Source organism: Bacillus sp. FSL R5-0512, from assembly GCF_038593295.1.
GTDB classification, from domain to species: Bacteria; Bacillota; Bacilli; order Bacillales; family Bacillaceae; genus Bacillus; species Bacillus safensis.
In genome coordinates, this window is record NZ_CP151982.1 from 2,203,419 (window position 1) to 2,221,048 (window position 17,630).

Below are 17,630 nucleotides of genomic sequence, written 5' to 3' on the forward strand. Positions count from 1 at the left end.
ATTTTATCATATGAATAGGTGATTTACACTTTATTCTGTCTTTTTCCCGAGGGCCCTCGCAAGCTTCTGACTCGTCAATTCATTATATTCAAACGAAATGCTGTACCCGACAAACATGCCGTATAAAATATATAGGCAAAATGTCGTGACAATGGTGCTTTGCTGCAACTCTTGTACTTGCTTTACATCTGGGAAAATGGGATTAAATACGTAAAAAACGAGCAGCCATAAAAGCCCGCCATATACTAAACCCATCCAAAAGCCTTTGATCCTTTTTAAAAGCCCAAAATAAATAAAGGCGGCTCCAATCGATAAAATTCCTAACAGCACAATACTGATAAAAGTACCAAGTCCTCCCTTTTTCCATTCTCCAAGCACAAATGGCTGAAGCAGCATATTGGGACTCACCTCTGAAAAATGAAACACATGGGTCAGAAACCCGATAAAGCCCCAAAAAACACCGCCGACAAAGCCTGTAGCAGCCGCTCTTGCCACAAGTGATGTCGTTTGCACGGACTGATTTTTTTCTTCTTGGTTTTTCTTTTCATCACGTTTCATTTGTGAACACCTCCAGCAAGTAGTATGTCCAAAATGTCATGAAAAAAAAGGATTTCCATGCGTGAGTGTAAAATTTTTAAAACAGGGTATACTGGCTAAAAAGAGGTAGATAGAATTCTAGTAGATAATCGACCTGCGAGCTAGTGATTTCCGCTCATTTCCTGTACAATAAAGGTATAAGGAAATGCATGTAAATTACAGGAAACAGGCAGGTTGATGAAATATGTCCAATCAAACAAAACCTCCAGCTTATGGAGGGCAGGCAGTTGTCGAAGGTGTCATGTTCGGTGGTAAGAAGAACTATGTGACAGCGATTCGGCGAAAGGACCAGTCCATTGAGTTTTTGAAGCTTCCCCGGACCTCCAATAAACGAACCGCCTTTCTCAAGAAAATCCCCTTTGTCAGGGGTGTTGCTGCACTTGTTGAAGCAAGCGCAAACGGCAGTAAGCACTTAAACTTCTCTAGTGAGCGATATGACTTAGATCCTTCTGAAGATCATACTCTTGAAAAAGAACAAAAAGGCTCGAAATTATCCATGATCTTCGGCATTGCTGTGATCGGAGTTCTCTCTCTACTCTTTAGTAAATTTGTCTTTACCCTGGTACCTGTCTTTTTAGCAGAGCTTGTGCGCCCTATCTTTTCAGGGAATTTCGCACAAATCGCAGTGGAAACATTCTTCAAATTGGTCCTTTTATTAGGCTATATTTACTTTATTTCCATGACCCCTTTAATTAAAAGAGTATTTCAATATCATGGGGCAGAACATAAAGTCATAAACTGCTATGAACAGAACCTTGACATCACAGTGGAAAATGTCCAAAAGCAATCCCGCCTGCATTATCGATGCGGCAGCAGCTTTATTTTATTCACTGTCATTGTCGGGATGTTCGTCTATTTACTCGTACCGACAGATCCTTTATGGGTGAGAGTTCTGAACCGCTTGGCACTTATTCCGGTTGTTCTAGGCATTTCATTTGAAGTGCTTCAGCTCACGAACAAACTCCGAGAAGTGCCTGTGCTTAAAGTGCTTGGCTATCCTGGCCTTTGGCTGCAATTGCTCACAACAAAAGAACCTTCTGACGATCAAGTCGAGGTAGCCATTGCAAGTTTTAATGAACTTCTTCGTTTAGAGGAAGCGTCACTGAAACAAGCGTCAGATTCTGCTCATCAAGTGATCTAACTTATAAATCCGGTAAATTCCTTCGGAGGTGGACAGTTATGAATCGCCGAGTACATCCTGCTTTTACCATTATTTTCGCTTTAGGTGTTTTGGGGTTTGTGTACTTACTCACAACGAACCCAGGCAGACTTTTTACCATGCTGCTGTCTGTTGTGATCGTTGGAGCGGCTCTATTTTTCCTATTTAGATGGCTGATGAATCGAAGAACTGGAACAGAGGGTAATCTTTATCGTAAAGCAGTCAAACAATCAAAACGTCGCTACCAGCAGCCTAAGCCAAAAACGAAAAGCCAGATGAAAAATCGGGTCACTCATCTGCGAAGCGTGCCGACTGACCACAAGTCTAAGCCCGTCCTTCTCAAAAAGAAAAGCCAAACACATTTGACTGTGATTGAAGGCAAGAAAAATAAAAAGAAGAATCGCGCCTTATTTTAAAATGTCCAGCTTTTTAAAAATTGCTCGGCCTTCTGTCTGCCTAGATCGACGAGCGCCTTTTTCTTTTCTGTCATGAGTTGAAAATCAGTGGCAATGACGTGTTCTACAGGAATAAAAATAATATGACGTTCGTGTTTTGTGGCGATATGTCTTTCGTCATGAGCACCACGCATCGTTTCAAAAAGAGCGCCAAACAGTTCAAACGCATTGCGGATGGAGTGTTGAGGGCGTTCTTTTTCGTTTGGCGTTAATGTGACACCGACGAACGGTCTTTTTTTCTCTTCAGCAAACAGCCAAATTGGAAAATTGCTAAGCACTCCTCCATCTACAATGGTACAAATGCCTTTTGATGACTTCAGTTTGACAGGTTCGAAAAAATACGGCAGGCTGCAGCTCATTCGAATGGCCCTCGCAACGGAAAACCGCTCTGGATTTAAGCCGTATGAAGGAAGGTCGTCTGGCAGCACGAGGATTTTTCCATTCGTTAAATCGGACGCAACAATTTTCAACGAATCTTTTTTGAGGTCTCCAAACACGGTGACCCCTTTTCGTTTTAGCACATCGGTCAGCCATTTTTCCAGCCGGTCTCCTTTATAAAGACCGAGACGCCAGTAAATGGATACCCACCTGAGCATTTTAAACGGGATGAATTGACATCTCCTATCAAGCAATTGATGCTCATCCATTTCATCTAAAAGCGTTCGAATTTCCTGGCTTGTAAAACCTGCTGCGATGAGTGAAGCAATGATTGCTCCAGCACTTGTACCAGCAAGACGGACAAATTGAAATCCTCTCGCTTCAAGCGCTTCATAGGCACCTGCAAGCGCTGCCCCCTTAATGCCTCCACCTGAGAACACACCATCTATCTTCATCAAGGAGCCCCCTTTGATTTCACGCTAATAATAGTGTAGGAGCTTTTGCTTTCAATTAGAACTTTAATCAAAAAGGACACCCATGCTGAGGGTGTCCTTTTTGATTAAGATTCTTGATTTGTTTGTTCGTTTTTCTTTTGAATCGCTTTCAGCTGAACAGATCGCTCATCGTTTTCTTCAAAAAATTGAACGAGATCGCCGATGCGGTCAATGCTGTTCCAGCTGAGATGATGTTCAATGCCTTCTACATCATCATAAATTTTCTCTTCATCTACACCAATGATTCTTAAAAATTGCTCTAGCAGTTCATGTCTGTATACGAGACGTTTTCCAATTTTTTTGCCTTTCGGGGTTAAAATTAGACCACGATACTTCTCATAAATGAGGTATTCATCTTTATCTAGCTTCTGAACCATTTTTGTTACAGAGGAGGGATGGACAGCGAGTGCTTCTGCAATATCAGAGACTCTGGCATATCCTTTATCTTCTATCAGCATATAAATTTGTTCAATGTAATCTTCCATACTAGGTGTAGTCATAAAACCCCTCCATAATGCACCTTTACTTAATAATCAACCCAATTCTACACCATCGTTCATTAAAAAACAAGGAGTGTCCTTCGGCTTAACGCTTGTAATTCCAATCATCTGAGGCATATTTCGTTTTTGCGAGATGATGGACAAACGCTAATTCTTCATCTGTCAGCTCATAAGGTTCAAGCTCAATATTTAATCCTTTTTCAAACCCTCTTTTAAACGCAGCACGCGCATCGTCTATTGTACATGTTCGGCCTGAGATTTCATTGATGGCAACCGCTTTGTTTTTAAAGCTTCGCTGCATCCGCTCTCTCACCCGGTCGTTTGGATAAAGGAACAAATCGAACAATTTGTCCTCATCAAGATCAATTAAAATAGATCCATGCTGGAGAATGACACCTTTTTGTCTCGTCTGAGCACTGCCCGCTACCTTTCTGCCTTCTACAACAAGCTCGTACCAAGAAGGGGCATCAAAGCATACAGATGATCTTGGGTTCTTTAAGCTTTCCTTTTCTTTATCTGTACGAGGAATGGCAAAATACGCATCGAGTCCCAGCTCTTTAAAGCCCTCTAAAATGCCTTCTGAAATAACGCGGTACGCCTCTGTCACCGTCGCTGGCATTTCTGGATGTTCCTCTGACACAATCACGCTGTAGGTCAGCTCCTGGTCATGAAGTACTCCCCGTCCTCCGGTTGGTCTGCGGACAAATCCAAGACCATATCGCTTGACGGCTTCTAGGTTGATTTCTTTTTCAACGTTCTGAAAATACCCAACAGATAATGTCGCCGGATCCCATCCATAAAAGCGGATAACAGGCGGGATGAGCTTCTCACTATGCCAATAAAGCAAAGCTTCGTCCATTGCCATGTTAAAGGCAGGGTCTTGGTTTCCTGAATCAATGAAACACCATTTCTCTTTTTGCATATAAAATCCCTTCTCTTTTACGTAGTCAATGTTAGATGATGGTGGTGACCACCGGTTTTCTCTCTTCATCAGTCTATCAAATAGGGACGGAATTGAAAATAATTCTTACCATTTATGATGACAAGTTTCTTATGCTTTACTATAATAGTATTTGTCTAAAACGTACCATCAGACAGGCTACTGTGCTGATGCTCAAGAAGGAGTCGAGTTGTATTGTCAATATTCAACTATATCGTCCTCTCACTTTGTGGACTTTTCGTTCTTTATTCCATCGGCAGCTACATTTATCAGCAGCGCATTATGAAAACGCTGACGGAAGAAGAATTTATTAAAGGTTACCGCAAAGCCCAGCTCATTGATGTGAGAGAGCCAAATGAGTTTGAAGGCGGACATATTTTAGGGGCAAGAAATATCCCCCTTTCCCAGCTAAAGCAGCGTAAAAACGAAATACGTCCTGACAAGCCTGTTTATCTCTATTGTCAAAATAATTTTAGAAGCGGAAAAGCAGCCCAAACTTTACGTAAAAATGGCTGCCGTGAGATTTATAATTTAAAAGGCGGCTTTAAAAAATGGGGCGGCCGCATTAAAACGAAGAACTAACTAAAAAGACTCTGGGAGCATGATTCCCCCTGAGTCTTTTTTCTTTATTTTCTTTCAAAAACGAGAACTGGATTCCGTGCGGCCTTTGTTTCATCCATACGTTTGACAACCGTTGTATGCGGCGCTTCCTGCACCACTTCAGGATTCTCTTCTGCTTCTTTCGCTATCTGAATCATTGCTTCGATGAATGCATCAAGTGTTTCTTTTGATTCTGTTTCAGTCGGTTCAATCATGATACATTCCTCTACATTGAGCGGGAAGTAGATCGTTGGCGGATGATAGCCGAAATCAAGTAATCGTTTGGCAATATCCAGTGTCCGCACACCTAATTTTTTCTGACGTTTACCTGAAAGAACAAATTCATGCTTACAGTGACGATCAAACGGCAAATCATAATGAGCACTTAAGCGGCGCATCATATAGTTCGCATTTAACACGGCATTATCGGTTACAGCCTTTAAACCGTCTGGCCCCATAGAGCGGATGTACGCATAAGCTCTGACGTTAATGCCAAAGTTGCCATAGAATGGCTTCACGCGCCCAATTGATTCTGGACGGTCATGATCAAAGTAAAAACGGCCTTCCTTCTTCACAAGCACTGGCTTTGGCAAATAAGGAATTAATTCCTTTTTAACGCCAACAGGACCTGAGCCAGGACCTCCGCCTCCGTGCGGGCCTGTAAAGGTTTTATGAAGATTTAAGTGGACAACATCAAATCCCATATCTCCTGGTCTTGCTCTGCTTAAAACAGCGTTCAAGTTGGCTCCGTCATAATAAAGCTTACCGCCAGCTCCGTGAACGATTTCAGCCATTTCTAAAATATTTTCTTCAAAGAGGCCGAGTGTATTCGGGTTTGTAAGCATTAAAGCAGCTGTTTCCTCATTAACAACGCGGCGTAAATCTTCTAAATCAACAAGCCCGTTTTCGTCAGATGCGACGGTAATGGTTTCAAATCCAGCGACTGTCGCAGATGCCGGGTTCGTTCCATGAGCAGAATCAGGCACAATGACTTTTGTACGCTGATGATCTCCCCTTGCTTCATGATACGCACGGATCATCATGAGTCCCGTCCACTCGCCATGTGCTCCTGCCGCAGGCTGTAATGTCACAGCGTCCATTCCCGTAATTTCTTCAAGATGTTCACCTAGATCGTATAGTAATTCTAATGCACCTTGCACAGTGTCTGCCTCTTGTAGCGGATGAACCTGTGAGAACCCTGCAAGCCGTGCAACCTTTTCATTAATCTTTGGATTATATTTCATCGTGCATGAGCCAAGAGGATAAAATCCGGAATCGACCCCATGATTGCGTCTTGATAATGCTGTATAATGACGCATAATATCAAGCTCAGATACTTCAGGAAGCTCAGCTTCCTCATCACGGATGTACGTCTCATCAAATAAAGACGGGATCTCCTGTTCAGGTACATCTAAATCAGGCAGGCTGTACCCAATTCTTCCTTCTTTAGATAATTCAAAAATAAGCGGCTGATCTTGTTTATTCATGGCGATCCCCCAATTCCTTGATAAACGTATCAATTTCTTCTTTTGTTCTTAGCTCTGTCACGGCTACAAGCATGTGCTGCTGAAGCTCTGGGTAGTATAGCCCCAAGTCGTAGCCGCCGATGATTCCTTTTTCAAGCAATCGTTTATTGGCTTCTTTCACAGGCTCCTGTAACTTGATCACAAATTCATTGAAATGAGCTCCTTCTACATCCGCCTGCAGTCCATATTTTTCTGCCTGCGACTTGGCATAATGGGCTTTTTGCACGTTTTGATAGGCGATGTCTTTTATGCCTGTTTTCCCTAGTGCCGTCATGGCAACAGAAGCAGCTAATGCATTTAATGCTTGGTTTGAGCAAATATTTGACGTCGCTTTATCTCTTCGAATGTGCTGCTCACGCGCTTGAAGGGTCAGGACAAATCCACGAACACCATTTTCATCTTCTGTCTGCCCGACTAAACGACCTGGCACTTTTCTCATCAACTTTTTCGTCACGGCGAAATATCCGCAGTGAGGTCCGCCAAATGCAGCCGGGATGCCGAACGGCTGCGCATCACCAACGACAATATCTGCCCCGAGTTTTCCAGGAGGCGTCAATAGTCCGAGTGCGAGGGGATTGCTAGAGACAATGAACAGGCTTTTTCCTTTATGTGCAATGGGTTCAATGTCTTTTAACGGCTCGACTACACCAAAAAAGTTTGGATATTGCACGAGAACTGCTGCTGTATCATCGCAGACCGTCTTTTCCAATGCAGCTAGATCTGTCTGCCCTTTTTTCGCAGGCACTTCAACAACTTCAATGTTTTGTCCTTTGGCGTATGTTTTCAGCACCGCTCTTGATTCAGGGTGAACCGTTTCAGAAACAACCACTTTTTTCTTCTTTGTATGTCCCGCAGCGAGCATTGCCGCTTCAGCAAGTGCCGTCCCGCCATCATACATCGAGGAGTTGGCAAGATCCATACCCGTCAGCTCAGCAATCATTGTTTGAAATTCAAAGATCGCTTGCAATTCACCTTGCGAAATCTCCGGCTGATAAGGTGTATACGCAGTATAAAATTCAGAGCGTGAGATCACATGATCGACAATGACAGGCTGGTAATGATCATATACACCTGCACCAAGAAACGATGCATAGGAAACTGTATCCTTATTCTTTGCAGCTAGTCGGGATAATTCCCTGACAAGCGCTGTTTCAGATGCGGCTTCTTTGATGTTGTATGCTCCTTTGAATCTAACTTTCTCTGGGATATCTGAAAAAAGCTCATCAATCGACTGAACGCCGATGACATCCAGCATTTCTTTTTGATCTTGCTCTGTTTGCGGCAAATACCTGTGCTTCATCCTCTATTCCCCCTCGTTATTTGGCTCTTTTATAAAATGGTGTTGCGACGATTTTGGCTTTTAGACGTTTTTTGCGAACTTGTACTTCCACCTCTGCCCCAAGCTCTGCCACTGAGGTTTCGATCAAAGCAAGCCCGACATTTTTCTTTAATGTTGGGGATTGAGTGCCTGTTGTCACAATCCCAACCTGCTTTTCTCCTGAAAAGACTGGATAATCTGTACGCGGTATCCCTTTATCGATCATTTCAATGCCGACAAGCTTTCGTTTCAGTCCCTCTTCTTTTTGTTTTTTAAGTGCAGCTTTTCCGATAAAATCAGCTTCTTTATCCGTTTTGACAGCAAAACCAATGCCGCCTTCTAATGGAGAGATATCCTTTGTCAGCTCCTGGCCATAAAGCGGAAGTCTTGCTTCAAATCTCAAGGTGTCACGTGCACCGAGTCCGCATGGAATGAGTCCTTTTGGCTGCCCCGCTTCTAATAAAGCTGACCAAAGGTGGACCGCATCTTCTGACTGGCAGTAGATTTCAAAGCCGTCTTCACCTGTGTAGCCTGTTCTGGAAACGAGCACTTCTTTATTTGCGACCTCAGCTTTTGATAAAAACGTAAATGGCTTAAGCGATGTCACCTCTTCATCTGCCACCTCTTTGATGATGTCAGCTGCAAGAGGTCCTTGAAGCGCTAGCAAGGCGGTTTGATCAGAAATATTTTTGATCAATACATCATCCTTCTCTTGGTGCTTCAATAGCCAATCCACGTCTTTATCGATATTTGATGCATTGATGACAAGTAAATAGTGATTCTTTTCTTTTTGGTAGACGAGCAGGTCATCTACCGTTCCGCCATCTTCATAACACATCGCTGTATATAGTGCCTTACCGTCTGTCAGCTTAGACACATCATTGGTTAATAACCTTTGTAAAAATGGAAGGGCATCTTGACCTTTGACGTCCACCTCACCCATGTGAGACACATCAAAAAGCCCTGCTTTTGTTCGAACAGCTTCATGTTCTTCTTTAATGGAAGAAAATTGGACAGGTAATTCCCAGCCCCCGAAGTCAATGGTTTTTGCGCCAAACGTTTCATACGCATGAAAAAGCGGTGTTCGTTTCAACATCAATCGTTTCCCCCTTTTTTCTTACAGTGCAAATGCAAGCTGAATTTTCAGAAAAAAATCACAGCAAAAAAGGACAGAGCGCTCCCTTTTATCAAAAAGAAGTCTCTGTCCTTGCACCTGAAAGTTTACAGCACAATATCCTTGTGCGTTTTCCCCTTTGGTGGTTTGCTAAAACCCTTAAGCAAACACTCTCCAGAGTTGCGTCCGGTAAGAGTACTTTTGCCTGAGAGATTCACTGAATCATTCAGCTTGCTCCTTCGGCGCCTGCCAGTGCAAAATAACCGCCAAGTCTCTCCCCATACCATCATCCGCTCATATTTTTCACATTTATTGGACATACTATCAAAATGGGTGACTTATTTTCTAGATCACTTATCAACATCCTACCATTAGAAATGGATGAAGAGCAACAGAAAAATCATTAACATTTTTAAAACAACCTTTCGATATCGTTCGCTTTTATTCATATATCTAGTCTTTTAGAGACCTCTTAAAAAATGAAGCGTTTAAAAACAGAACAATTTTATCAGACCCTACTAGAAAGAAAGGCAGGCGACCACATTGAATATTCAAACGATTTTTGATCAGGAATGGGCAAATGAATTTCAGCAGCGGCTTTCAGCAGACGGCCCCTGGGCGAACTGGGATATGTATCGTTTAGCGACGCAGGTTCAAAAAGTCACAGCCATTGATTCATTCGAGGGGCTGCAAGCTCCCGCGCACCTGCCTGCATTCACACCTTTAAAGCACCAGCTCGAAGTAGCCAGAAGAGTCGTAGAAGAAATGAATGGGAAAGCCATTCTAGCAGATGAAGTGGGACTTGGAAAAACCGTAGAAGCAGGACTCATTATCAAAGAATACATGATTCGTGGACTTGCCAAAAAGATTCTCATTCTCGTCCCCGCCTCCCTTGTGTCTCAGTGGGTACAGGAGCTGCGGACGAAATTTTATATTGATGCTGTTGAACAAAAAAAGAGCTATGTGTGGGAGCAGTGTGACGTTGTCGTTTCCTCCATTGACACCGCCAAAAGACAGCCACATCGAGACACAATTTTATCGATTGCCTACGATATGGTCATTATCGATGAAGCACACAAACTGAAAAACAATAAAACGAAAAACTATGAATTTGTGAGAAACCTGAATAAGAAGTTCTGCCTGCTGCTGACAGCGACACCTATTCAAAACCGGATCGGAGAAATATTTAATCTCGTTTCCCTTCTGAAGCCAGGCCACCTAGGAAATGAACATCAATTTAAAGATCTCTTTGCCAAAAAGGACTTGCAGCTTGAAGACCATGACCGATTAAAACAGCTCGTCAATAAAGTGATGATTCGAAACCGAAGACAAGACACAGGCATCGAGTGGACAAAACGGCATGTCAAAACGATTTCCATTGATTTCTCTCCGACAGAACAAGCATTGTATGATGAAATCTGCAAGCTGAAAGAGAATCCGTCTTATACAAAGCATATGTTTTCCATTATGACCTTGGAACGAGAATGCTGTTCAAGCCGTGAAGCAGTTTATATGACGATTAAAAAAATGCAGGAAGAAGAAAAGCATATTCTCGGATCTTCTGCTATAACGCAAATCATGGAGAAAATCAATCAAGTGGAGCAAAACTCAAAGGCGCTTGAAGTGGTCAAACTCATTCAGCAGTTAAATGAGAAGGTCATTATTTTCACCGAATACCGTGCCACACAAATTTATTTACAATGGTTTCTACAGCAAAATGGCATCAGCTCTGTGCCATTTCGGGGCGGCTTTAAGCGGGGCAAAAAAGATTGGATGAAAGATTTATTCAGAGAACGGGCGCAAGTGTTAATTGCGACAGAAGCTGGCGGCGAAGGGATCAACCTTCAGTTTTGTAACCAAATCATCAACTACGACCTCCCGTGGAACCCGATGCGTTTAGAACAGAGAATTGGACGTATCCACCGCCTTGGCCAAGAGCGGGATGTGCACATTTACAATATGTCAACAAACGGAACAGTTGAAGAGCATATTTTAAAGCTTTTATATGAGAAAATTCAGCTGTTTGAAAACGTCATAGGCGATTTAGATGATATTTTAACGAGAATTGATATTGAAGATGTCGAAACAAAGTTGCATCAAATCCTCTTCCAGCATGATTCAGGCGGAGACATGAAAAAGAAATTAACCCAGTTTGCTTCTTATTTAACTGAAGCACAAACACCACTTTTAGAAAAAAGACAGCAGGGCTCATAAAGGAGAGTTGATCAATGGAGCAGCATGACATTCACACCTTTCTTCTCCGTTTTTTCAAGGCGAATCAATGCAGCATATTAGAAGAAAGTGCAGGACATATGACCGTACAGCTGACAATCGAAATGGATAAATTAATTATGAACCGTCCTTTTTATTGGCACTGGCTTGAAAAAACTGGCGGTGTACCTGAACCGCGGCAGTTGACATTCATCACAGATCAAAAAAAAGCGGGTGATACGACCAGTGGTGAATTTATCCATTTCGGCTCCCCACGGTTATTTCAAATATTTGAGGCGGTCAAAGAGCAGGGCCGTTTTATCCGGCTTTATGAACGAGTCAGCCCGCTCACGAACAACCAGATCGCCCTTGAGCCATGGCTTGGTCTCAATGTAAAAATCTCTTATCTGGCAGACCGGAAGAAGGATAAGCTTTTATCATTAGGCCTTCATCTCATTCGCGGAGAAGTCATTGAACAATTTCAAGAGAAGCTGGAAGCTCGTGAGCTGTCATCTCAAATTCCCGATTATTGCTTTACGATGAGTACAATGATTAAGCCAGAAAGCGGAATCAAACGGCTCTACAGCCTCATGGAGCGTTATGCCCATAAAGAGCCAGATGACTGGGCAGTGCGAGCCGTTCAAAAATGGAAGGAAGACTCCGAACTTTTAAACCAATTTTATGAAGGGACTTCAGACACATCTGTAGAATATGAAATAGAAAGACAAGCACTTAAAACTTTATATGAACCAAAAATCAGTCTTACGATTGAAAATGGCGGACTTTTTTACTTACAGCAAAAAAGAGGAGGTTGACTCATGGTCCCCCTCCCCTTTTATGTGACATACAATTTTCGATCAGTCTAAAGCAAAGTTTGTCTGTTTGTATTGGGCGGAAACATGACGCAAGCAAACTATGAGGTCTTACCACCTATGTCTTTCCATTTCATGCGTTAAGTGCCTGAAATACATGATTCAGTATTTTAGGAGGGTATTTGTATGGAAAAGAAAACGAACAAATTAGACAGTGAATGGATCCAATTATTACGCGAAGCTCGCAAGGCAGGACTAACAGTTGAAGAAGTCCGTCATTTCCTCAAATCAAATGAAAAGTCCTCTGAGTCTCCCCCTCTGGTAAGAAGTCATTCTATCAAACCTTTCTGAATGTGCTATAATATCGAAAGGAAGGTGATGACATTGATTGGCCAGCGTATTAAACAATACCGCAATGAAAAAGGCTACTCACTATCAGAACTGGCCGAAAAGGCTGGGGTAGCGAAGTCTTATTTAAGCTCAATAGAAAGAAACTTGCAAACAAACCCCTCCATTCAATTTCTTGAAAAAGTCTCCGCTGTTCTGGACGTCTCGGTTCATACACTTTTAAACGAAAAAGATGAAACCGAATACGATGGTCAATTAGATAGTGAATGGGAAAAACTAGTTCGAGATGCAATGACATCAGGGGTTTCGAAAAAGCAATTTCGTGAATTTTTAGATTATCAAATCTGGAGAAAAAAGCAAGAAGAGGAGTAAAGCGCACGTTTTAGCGCATACTCCTCCAATTGCTATGCAGACCTTGATATCAGCCTAAAGACTGGCTTTATTTTTTATCTTCGCTGTGTGCTTTTTCGTTTTCTTTCACGTAGCCTTTTTCATCCGTATGCTTTTTTGGATTGATCGTTAAACCATTCCACTGAGTCGCTTCGAAGGAAAGATCAATTTGAATCGCATCGCCTTGGTATTTATTTTGGATATAGTGACCAGCTTTATCCTTCGTCTGGTCATTGATAAATTCAATGATCATTTCCACTTTATCGTAATCAAACGGATTCTTTGGAATGCCGTCATACTCTGGAGCCACTGTTCCATCAACAGTTGCTACATTAATTTTCCCACTTTCATGTAAAAACTTCTCATCGACGGCATGACGAAGCTTTTCAAATGCGGTCTGATCCTGTTTTGACGTTAATTGATGCAAGTCAAGCAGGTTTGCATGGTCTAAAATAATATTTTTCGGATAACCATTTCCACCTTCGGCTCCAACCGTAAGAACACTCACCTGAAACTGGCTGAGAAATTCTTCAGCTGTATTTTTACCGCCATTCTTCGCGGAAGATCCATCTGTAAACTGGCTATAATCAAGACTCATCAGCACTTGGTTTATCGCTAATGATCCCTTATTATCAAAATGAAATTCTTTCTTGATCCGATCACCAGGTTTTAAGTTCGCAAGGTTGATGGCGCCGGAGTTCTCTTTAGCAGATAAATCCAGCTCTCCTGTTGAGTAGACCGCGTTTGCCTTTTCAATATCATTAAACGCCGCCCATGTTCCCCCGCCAATTAATGCAAGACCTAAAGCCCCTGATAATACACCTAAACGAATTGATTTCTTCATTGCCATGAATAATAAACCCCCTAATTTATTGTTTTATTGAAACCTGATTAGGTTACAAACGATTTAAGCTTGTTCCTCTTTCATATGTACATCAGCCGTGTGTCTACGATGTTTCGCTGCGCCCACAAAATGAATGGTTGAATAAACGAGCAGCATGACACCTGGTATGATAAGGAGTAAAGCAGTTCCAGCAGATGTCCCTGCATACGAAAGAAGCTTACCCGCATAAGGAATGTTCACTCCCATATACTGCGCAGTTACCTGATCCGCTTTTACCAGCGTGCCGTCCTGATACATATTGTTGTCACCCTTCGTCTCAAACGCTTTATATGCACCCTTTCCCTTCACCCCAACAATGCGGTGGGTCACAAAGGACTGATCCTGCTTTGTTTGAAACGTAATAATATCTCCTTTTTTGAGCGTCTCAGGTGAGGCGACCTGTTTTACGACAATCAGTGACCCAGCTGAAAATTCTGGTTCCATCGAACCTGATAATACTTGCTTCAATTGATAACCGAAGATCTGAGGTTCTCCTCCTGTTGTTCTTGATGACAACACGACAATAATAGAGGCTATCATCACCGTGAACACCATCACATAAAGAATACTCCCAGACATCTTCATCCATTTTTTCATAACCCCTTCTCCCCTTCGCCTATCATTTTTTCACTTTAAAAGTCAGCTCCATTCAGGACGCCTTTTCTTGACACTTTGAGAGCACCATCGGTTTAGACCAAAAGTACGCCTGATCAGATGCGCCAAACCCTTTAGGATAATAGATTTTAAATGCATAGCTTCCATTTGTTTTTGCTTTATCTGTCGTGACAGTCGCTGTTTCTTGCGACAACAGGGACTTTATGGAGCCCTTTTCAAGAATATGACCATCTTGTAATGGCTTCTGATCATTTCCTATTTTATGTAATTCCCACTTCCATTCAGAGTACGCAATAGGCTGTCCACTATTTTTTAGTGTCATGCTCAGTTTTTGAGGTGCGCAGACTGTTCCTTCGATCATCGTTTGATCGATAAGCTCCAATTGACTTAGGTCCCATTTTTTAGGCTGACAATGCTGATCTGTCTGTTCAAAATTTTCACATGTTTTCATGACAAAGTTTTTGTGCTCGACATCGTTAAAAGAAGCATTCGTTGGTGTCATGATGGAAGACGTCAAAATCAAACAAATGGCACAAAAGAGTACAAAGAGCGACTGTTTCATTCATTCCTTCAACTCCTTGAACTTTTGTTCTTTAAAAAGAACGATTATATACAGTATAAGGAAATACCTATAAAACCCAAAACGTCAAATTAGTCCATTTTGTTCTTAAACAAGAACCATTACGAGAAAATTCTCCCATTTTCTCATTTTTTCACCATATTCAATATTTTTTTGTGTGACATTTGTACTTCTTAAAACTTACATAAAAATGTAGGATTTGGTCAGGATATGAAGAGGTGAGGTGATGTTACAGTGCAATATGGAAAAATCATAATCATGCTCAGTTTACTGCTGAGTCCTATGATGCTAGAGTTCAAACCCGTTGATGCGAGAGGTTTGACTGCCGCCGCAGATCAATGGGAAACGCGGGCAGTTAAAGAAGCAAAAAAAAGATACCCGCTAACGCAAGTATTATTTAAACAAAAAGTATGGGACCGCCACCGCGATAAGGAATCTGTGAAGCAGTATCATATTACCTTAAAAGACCATACAAAGGAATTTGGGGTGTTTGTCACCATTTCCTATAATCCTTACTCAAATAAGGTGAATAAAGTGATTGTTGTGGAGGAATACAGCTAAAACGGCATAGAAAAACCGCCTGCTGGGCGGCTTTTTACTTTCGTCTATGGCGCTGGCGTTTTTTAAGCATCATGGATAAGCCAAACGGCAGAACCCCAAATAAACGCTGTGAAAACGGCGGTTTCGTTTCTATTTTTTCTTGTTTGTGTTCCTTCCGTTCGTCACGTGGTGTATTCATATATTTAATGATTTCCTGCGTCATATATTTTACATAGTCATTTGTTTTCAAGCACTTTCACCTCTTCTTCCTTCAAGTCTTACCAGGAAGAGGATGATTTTATACACTGGCTAATCAGGATTTGCCCATATCATGATTTCACCGGTCTTCCAATCCAGCATCAGTTCACGCTCATCGGATAAACCATCTTTTGTTTTCACCTTCACCAAAACAAGGACAAGTTTTTTCTTAAGATCGCATTTCATCCGCTTCAGTGTCACACGGCCTTCTTCAGTATCAATATGGGTTTTCTGTTTCGCACAAATACGTTCTACTGTGCTGGCAGCTTCACTCACACCCACCCTAAAAAGCTGCTGTTTTTTATAAAAAGAAATCGTCAGCTCTGCACTTTTCAGTTCTTTTTGAAACCCCATTGTTATCGACCCTAGGATCAAGAGAAAAAATAAAATCGCCGCAAGTACATGCGGATAGATAAACCCTTCCTCTCTTTTCACGATTTACGAACCACTCCTTTATATGTGAAAAAAACGGCTTCATACACTTTACCAGATCCATCTGTGACTTTTAGAATCGCTCTATGCTGACTCGTTCTCACGTGAAATTGTTTCACCTTATGCAATAAAGGAAGATGTCCAGCTTGATCCGTTCGTTTTCGAAGCATCTCTTGGTATGGCTCAATTGTTACCACTCGCCCTTGATCAGAAATATACTCTAACGCTTTTCCATCTTTCACTGATTTCACAGCATCGGCACGACTTAATTCCTCATCTAATTGCAGGACAGTCTGTTTCCACTCCATTTGGGAAAATCCGTTGATGTCTTCAAATGGACGAGCTTTCTCAGCTGCTGAAAAGATCAGTCCACAGCCAAAAGAAAGTAATAGAAATAGCTGCAACTGCCACAAAGCTTGTAAAAGGGTAAAAGCTTTGTCATCGCTCCACATGCTGAAAGCATATGGTCTCTTTTTTTTGTACTTTGTATGAAACACATCCCTTCTGTTTACGCCAATTGAAAACATACGTGATCTCGCCTCTCTTCTTTTTGATGGAAGATGTTGTCCCATTTATGAACGCTTCATTCATCTGTTCATGTAAAACCTGATAAGCTTCAAGCTTGGCTCTCACTTCCTTTTTCCCCATCATGAGTTTTTCATAGGCTGGAATGAGCACTAGAGCAGCAAATAGAAAGAGATGACAGGCAAACAGTGTCTCAAACGTACTAAATCCTCTATTGTTTTTGAACATGGATTCGCCCGCTTCCTAAATAAATCGTGAGTTTATACGATTGACTGCCAAATTCGACAATGAGAGATCCACCGCTGCTTGGATGTCCGTTTGCATTAAAATAGATACCTTGCGAGAATGTAGAAGTTTTGATGCTGCCCTTTTTATGTTGATATGAAGCAATGACTTCGTTACTCTTTTGATCTATTACCTGATAAGATACCTGCGGCGGATGGATCCCAACATGTACACGTGTTTTTTTGATAAATGCAGTATATGATGCCAATTGAAGATCTTGTTTCATGATGTTTACTTGTCTTTTGGCTTCAGCGCTCTCTATTATATTTGGGATTTTCCCTCCCATGATCGACAATACAATCGATAAAACAAGTAAAATCAACAGCTGTTCAATCAGGGTAAAACCCTTCTCATGTAAAAATAATTTATTCATGCTTCACGTTGCCGTTTTGAATGACAATCGCTTTTCCATTAGGACAAGTTAACCCCTTTTTGACATAACCTTCTTTTTCTAATTCAGCTAAAGATGGCGTCTTCCCATCATGCTCCAATTCATATGCCATCACTTGTGTGCTGACCATTGATTTAAGCCCTTCACAGCCCTTTGCCTGAATAGCTTGGTGATGACGTGTGATATTCGGTATGGTAATGAGTAAAAGAATGGATATTACGAGCATGACTATTAACATTTCTAACAGGGTAAATCCTTTATCATTCATGACTCTGTCCT

Annotated in this window: 24 protein-coding genes and 1 riboswitch; of the genes, 8 read left to right on the plus strand and 16 right to left on the minus strand. The window is 41.8% G+C overall.

What is annotated here, in order from left to right; all coding sequences use genetic code 11:
• Positions 1–30: 30 nt before the first annotated feature.
• Positions 31–558 carry a YqhR family membrane protein gene (locus tag NSQ25_RS11255; protein WP_034280245.1) on the minus strand — a complete coding sequence of 176 codons (528 nt, stop codon included), beginning with the start codon at positions 556–558 and terminating at the stop codon, positions 31–33.
• Between the two features lie 223 nt (positions 559–781).
• Here NSQ25_RS11255 and NSQ25_RS11260 point away from each other — a divergent pair, with 223 nt between their 5' ends.
• Both NSQ25_RS11260 and NSQ25_RS11265 read left to right on the plus strand, forming a co-directional pair.
• The gene (locus NSQ25_RS11260) at positions 782–1,738 is read left to right on the plus strand and encodes a DUF1385 domain-containing protein (protein ID WP_039179902.1); all 957 of its coding nucleotides are present in this window, start codon (positions 782–784) and stop codon (positions 1,736–1,738) included.
• A gap of 38 nt (positions 1,739–1,776) precedes the next feature.
• On the plus strand, positions 1,777–2,172 hold the full coding sequence (locus tag NSQ25_RS11265; RefSeq protein WP_034280242.1) for an SA1362 family protein: 396 nt from the start codon (positions 1,777–1,779) through the stop codon (positions 2,170–2,172).
• On the opposite strand, the gene NSQ25_RS11270 is transcribed toward NSQ25_RS11265, so the two are convergent.
• The 3 genes from NSQ25_RS11270 to NSQ25_RS11280 all read right to left on the minus strand — a co-directional run bounded on the left by NSQ25_RS11270 (position 2,169) and on the right by NSQ25_RS11280 (position 4,505).
• Complete coding sequence (locus NSQ25_RS11270) at positions 2,169–3,044, minus strand: patatin-like phospholipase family protein (RefSeq protein WP_024422960.1); 876 nt, start codon at positions 3,042–3,044, stop codon at positions 2,169–2,171. The two genes, NSQ25_RS11265 and NSQ25_RS11270, sit on opposite strands and share 4 nt — an antisense overlap.
• 104 nt (positions 3,045–3,148) lie before the next feature.
• The gene (gene mntR / locus NSQ25_RS11275) at positions 3,149–3,583 is read right to left on the minus strand and encodes a transcriptional regulator MntR (protein ID WP_024422961.1); all 435 of its coding nucleotides are present in this window, start codon (positions 3,581–3,583) and stop codon (positions 3,149–3,151) included.
• 85 nt (positions 3,584–3,668) lie between these two features.
• Complete coding sequence (locus NSQ25_RS11280) at positions 3,669–4,505, minus strand: biotin/lipoate A/B protein ligase family protein (protein WP_065214638.1); 837 nt, start codon at positions 4,503–4,505, stop codon at positions 3,669–3,671.
• Positions 4,506–4,724: 219 nt separating this feature from the next.
• Here NSQ25_RS11280 and NSQ25_RS11285 point away from each other — a divergent pair, with 219 nt between their 5' ends.
• Entirely contained in the window at positions 4,725–5,105 is a 381-nt protein-coding gene (locus tag NSQ25_RS11285) for a rhodanese-like domain-containing protein (protein WP_024422963.1), read from the plus strand.
• 44 nt (positions 5,106–5,149) lie between these two features.
• Here the strand turns inward: NSQ25_RS11285 and gcvPB are convergent, their stop codons facing one another.
• From gcvPB to gcvT, 3 genes are read right to left on the minus strand one after another with little or no spacing between them, the layout of a single operon-like run.
• Entirely contained in the window at positions 5,150–6,610 is a 1,461-nt protein-coding gene (gene gcvPB, locus NSQ25_RS11290) for an aminomethyl-transferring glycine dehydrogenase subunit GcvPB (RefSeq protein WP_034280236.1), read from the minus strand.
• Positions 6,603–7,949 (minus strand): aminomethyl-transferring glycine dehydrogenase subunit GcvPA, encoded by a 1,347-nt coding sequence (gene gcvPA / locus NSQ25_RS11295; protein WP_034280234.1) that lies wholly within the window; start codon positions 7,947–7,949, stop codon positions 6,603–6,605. The genes gcvPB and gcvPA overlap by 8 nt, the downstream gene beginning before the upstream one ends.
• A 16-nt stretch (positions 7,950–7,965) precedes the next feature.
• Complete coding sequence (gene gcvT / locus NSQ25_RS11300; RefSeq protein ID WP_046311744.1) at positions 7,966–9,063, minus strand: glycine cleavage system aminomethyltransferase GcvT; 1,098 nt, start codon at positions 9,061–9,063, stop codon at positions 7,966–7,968.
• Positions 9,064–9,264: 201 nt separating this feature from the next.
• A riboswitch (glycine riboswitch) is annotated at positions 9,265–9,371 on the minus strand.
• A gap of 253 nt (positions 9,372–9,624) precedes the next feature.
• Between gcvT and NSQ25_RS11305 the strand changes: the two genes are divergently transcribed.
• From NSQ25_RS11305 to sinR, 4 genes are all read left to right on the plus strand, one after another.
• Positions 9,625–11,295 (plus strand): SNF2-related protein, encoded by a 1,671-nt coding sequence (locus NSQ25_RS11305; protein ID WP_326136242.1) that lies wholly within the window; start codon positions 9,625–9,627, stop codon positions 11,293–11,295.
• A gap of 14 nt (positions 11,296–11,309) precedes the next feature.
• A complete protein-coding gene (locus NSQ25_RS11310; protein WP_326136241.1) occupies positions 11,310–12,107 on the plus strand; it encodes a YqhG family protein in 798 nt (265 codons plus the stop codon).
• Positions 12,108–12,290: 183 nt separating this feature from the next.
• The gene (locus NSQ25_RS11315) at positions 12,291–12,455 is read left to right on the plus strand and encodes an anti-repressor SinI family protein (RefSeq protein ID WP_075623492.1); all 165 of its coding nucleotides are present in this window, start codon (positions 12,291–12,293) and stop codon (positions 12,453–12,455) included.
• A gap of 33 nt (positions 12,456–12,488) precedes the next feature.
• Positions 12,489–12,824: a transcriptional regulator SinR gene (gene sinR, locus NSQ25_RS11320; protein ID WP_024422969.1), complete on the plus strand. Its 336-nt coding sequence runs from the start codon at positions 12,489–12,491 to the stop codon at positions 12,822–12,824.
• Positions 12,825–12,891: 67 nt separating this feature from the next.
• On the opposite strand, the gene NSQ25_RS11325 is transcribed toward sinR, so the two are convergent.
• Genes NSQ25_RS11325 through tapA form a run of 3 tightly spaced genes read right to left on the minus strand, consistent with a single transcriptional unit; the run spans position 12,892 to position 14,902 of the window.
• Complete coding sequence (locus NSQ25_RS11325; protein ID WP_034280222.1) at positions 12,892–13,692, minus strand: TasA family protein; 801 nt, start codon at positions 13,690–13,692, stop codon at positions 12,892–12,894.
• Between the two features lie 57 nt (positions 13,693–13,749).
• Positions 13,750–14,322, minus strand: a complete 573-nt coding sequence (locus NSQ25_RS11330; protein WP_034280218.1) for a signal peptidase I — start codon at positions 14,320–14,322, stop codon at positions 13,750–13,752.
• Positions 14,323–14,374: 52 nt separating this feature from the next.
• A complete protein-coding gene (tapA, locus tag NSQ25_RS11335; protein ID WP_144496218.1) occupies positions 14,375–14,902 on the minus strand; it encodes an amyloid fiber anchoring/assembly protein TapA in 528 nt (175 codons plus the stop codon).
• Between the two features lie 300 nt (positions 14,903–15,202).
• Here tapA and NSQ25_RS11340 point away from each other — a divergent pair, with 300 nt between their 5' ends.
• Positions 15,203–15,481, plus strand: a complete 279-nt coding sequence (locus NSQ25_RS11340; protein WP_061109527.1) for a DUF3889 domain-containing protein — start codon at positions 15,203–15,205, stop codon at positions 15,479–15,481.
• Between the two features lie 34 nt (positions 15,482–15,515).
• On the opposite strand, the gene NSQ25_RS11345 is transcribed toward NSQ25_RS11340, so the two are convergent.
• Genes NSQ25_RS11345 through comGC form a run of 6 tightly spaced genes read right to left on the minus strand, consistent with a single transcriptional unit; the run spans position 15,516 to position 17,619 of the window.
• The gene (locus tag NSQ25_RS11345) at positions 15,516–15,710 is read right to left on the minus strand and encodes a YqzE family protein (protein WP_024422974.1); all 195 of its coding nucleotides are present in this window, start codon (positions 15,708–15,710) and stop codon (positions 15,516–15,518) included.
• Between the two features lie 59 nt (positions 15,711–15,769).
• Complete coding sequence (comGG, locus tag NSQ25_RS11350; RefSeq protein ID WP_326136240.1) at positions 15,770–16,153, minus strand: competence type IV pilus minor pilin ComGG; 384 nt, start codon at positions 16,151–16,153, stop codon at positions 15,770–15,772.
• Positions 16,150–16,677 carry a competence type IV pilus minor pilin ComGF gene (gene comGF, locus NSQ25_RS11355; protein WP_260983449.1) on the minus strand — a complete coding sequence of 176 codons (528 nt, stop codon included), beginning with the start codon at positions 16,675–16,677 and terminating at the stop codon, positions 16,150–16,152. Before comGF ends, comGG begins: the two co-directional genes overlap by 4 nt.
• Positions 16,589–16,903: a competence type IV pilus minor pilin ComGE gene (gene comGE / locus NSQ25_RS11360; protein WP_034621606.1), complete on the minus strand. Its 315-nt coding sequence runs from the start codon at positions 16,901–16,903 to the stop codon at positions 16,589–16,591. Before comGE ends, comGF begins: the two co-directional genes overlap by 89 nt.
• The gene (gene comGD, locus NSQ25_RS11365) at positions 16,887–17,333 is read right to left on the minus strand and encodes a competence type IV pilus minor pilin ComGD (protein ID WP_070326501.1); all 447 of its coding nucleotides are present in this window, start codon (positions 17,331–17,333) and stop codon (positions 16,887–16,889) included. Before comGD ends, comGE begins: the two co-directional genes overlap by 17 nt.
• Positions 17,326–17,619 carry a competence type IV pilus major pilin ComGC gene (gene comGC / locus NSQ25_RS11370; RefSeq protein ID WP_024422977.1) on the minus strand — a complete coding sequence of 98 codons (294 nt, stop codon included), beginning with the start codon at positions 17,617–17,619 and terminating at the stop codon, positions 17,326–17,328. The genes comGD and comGC overlap by 8 nt, the downstream gene beginning before the upstream one ends.
• Positions 17,620–17,630 lie beyond the last annotated feature (11 nt).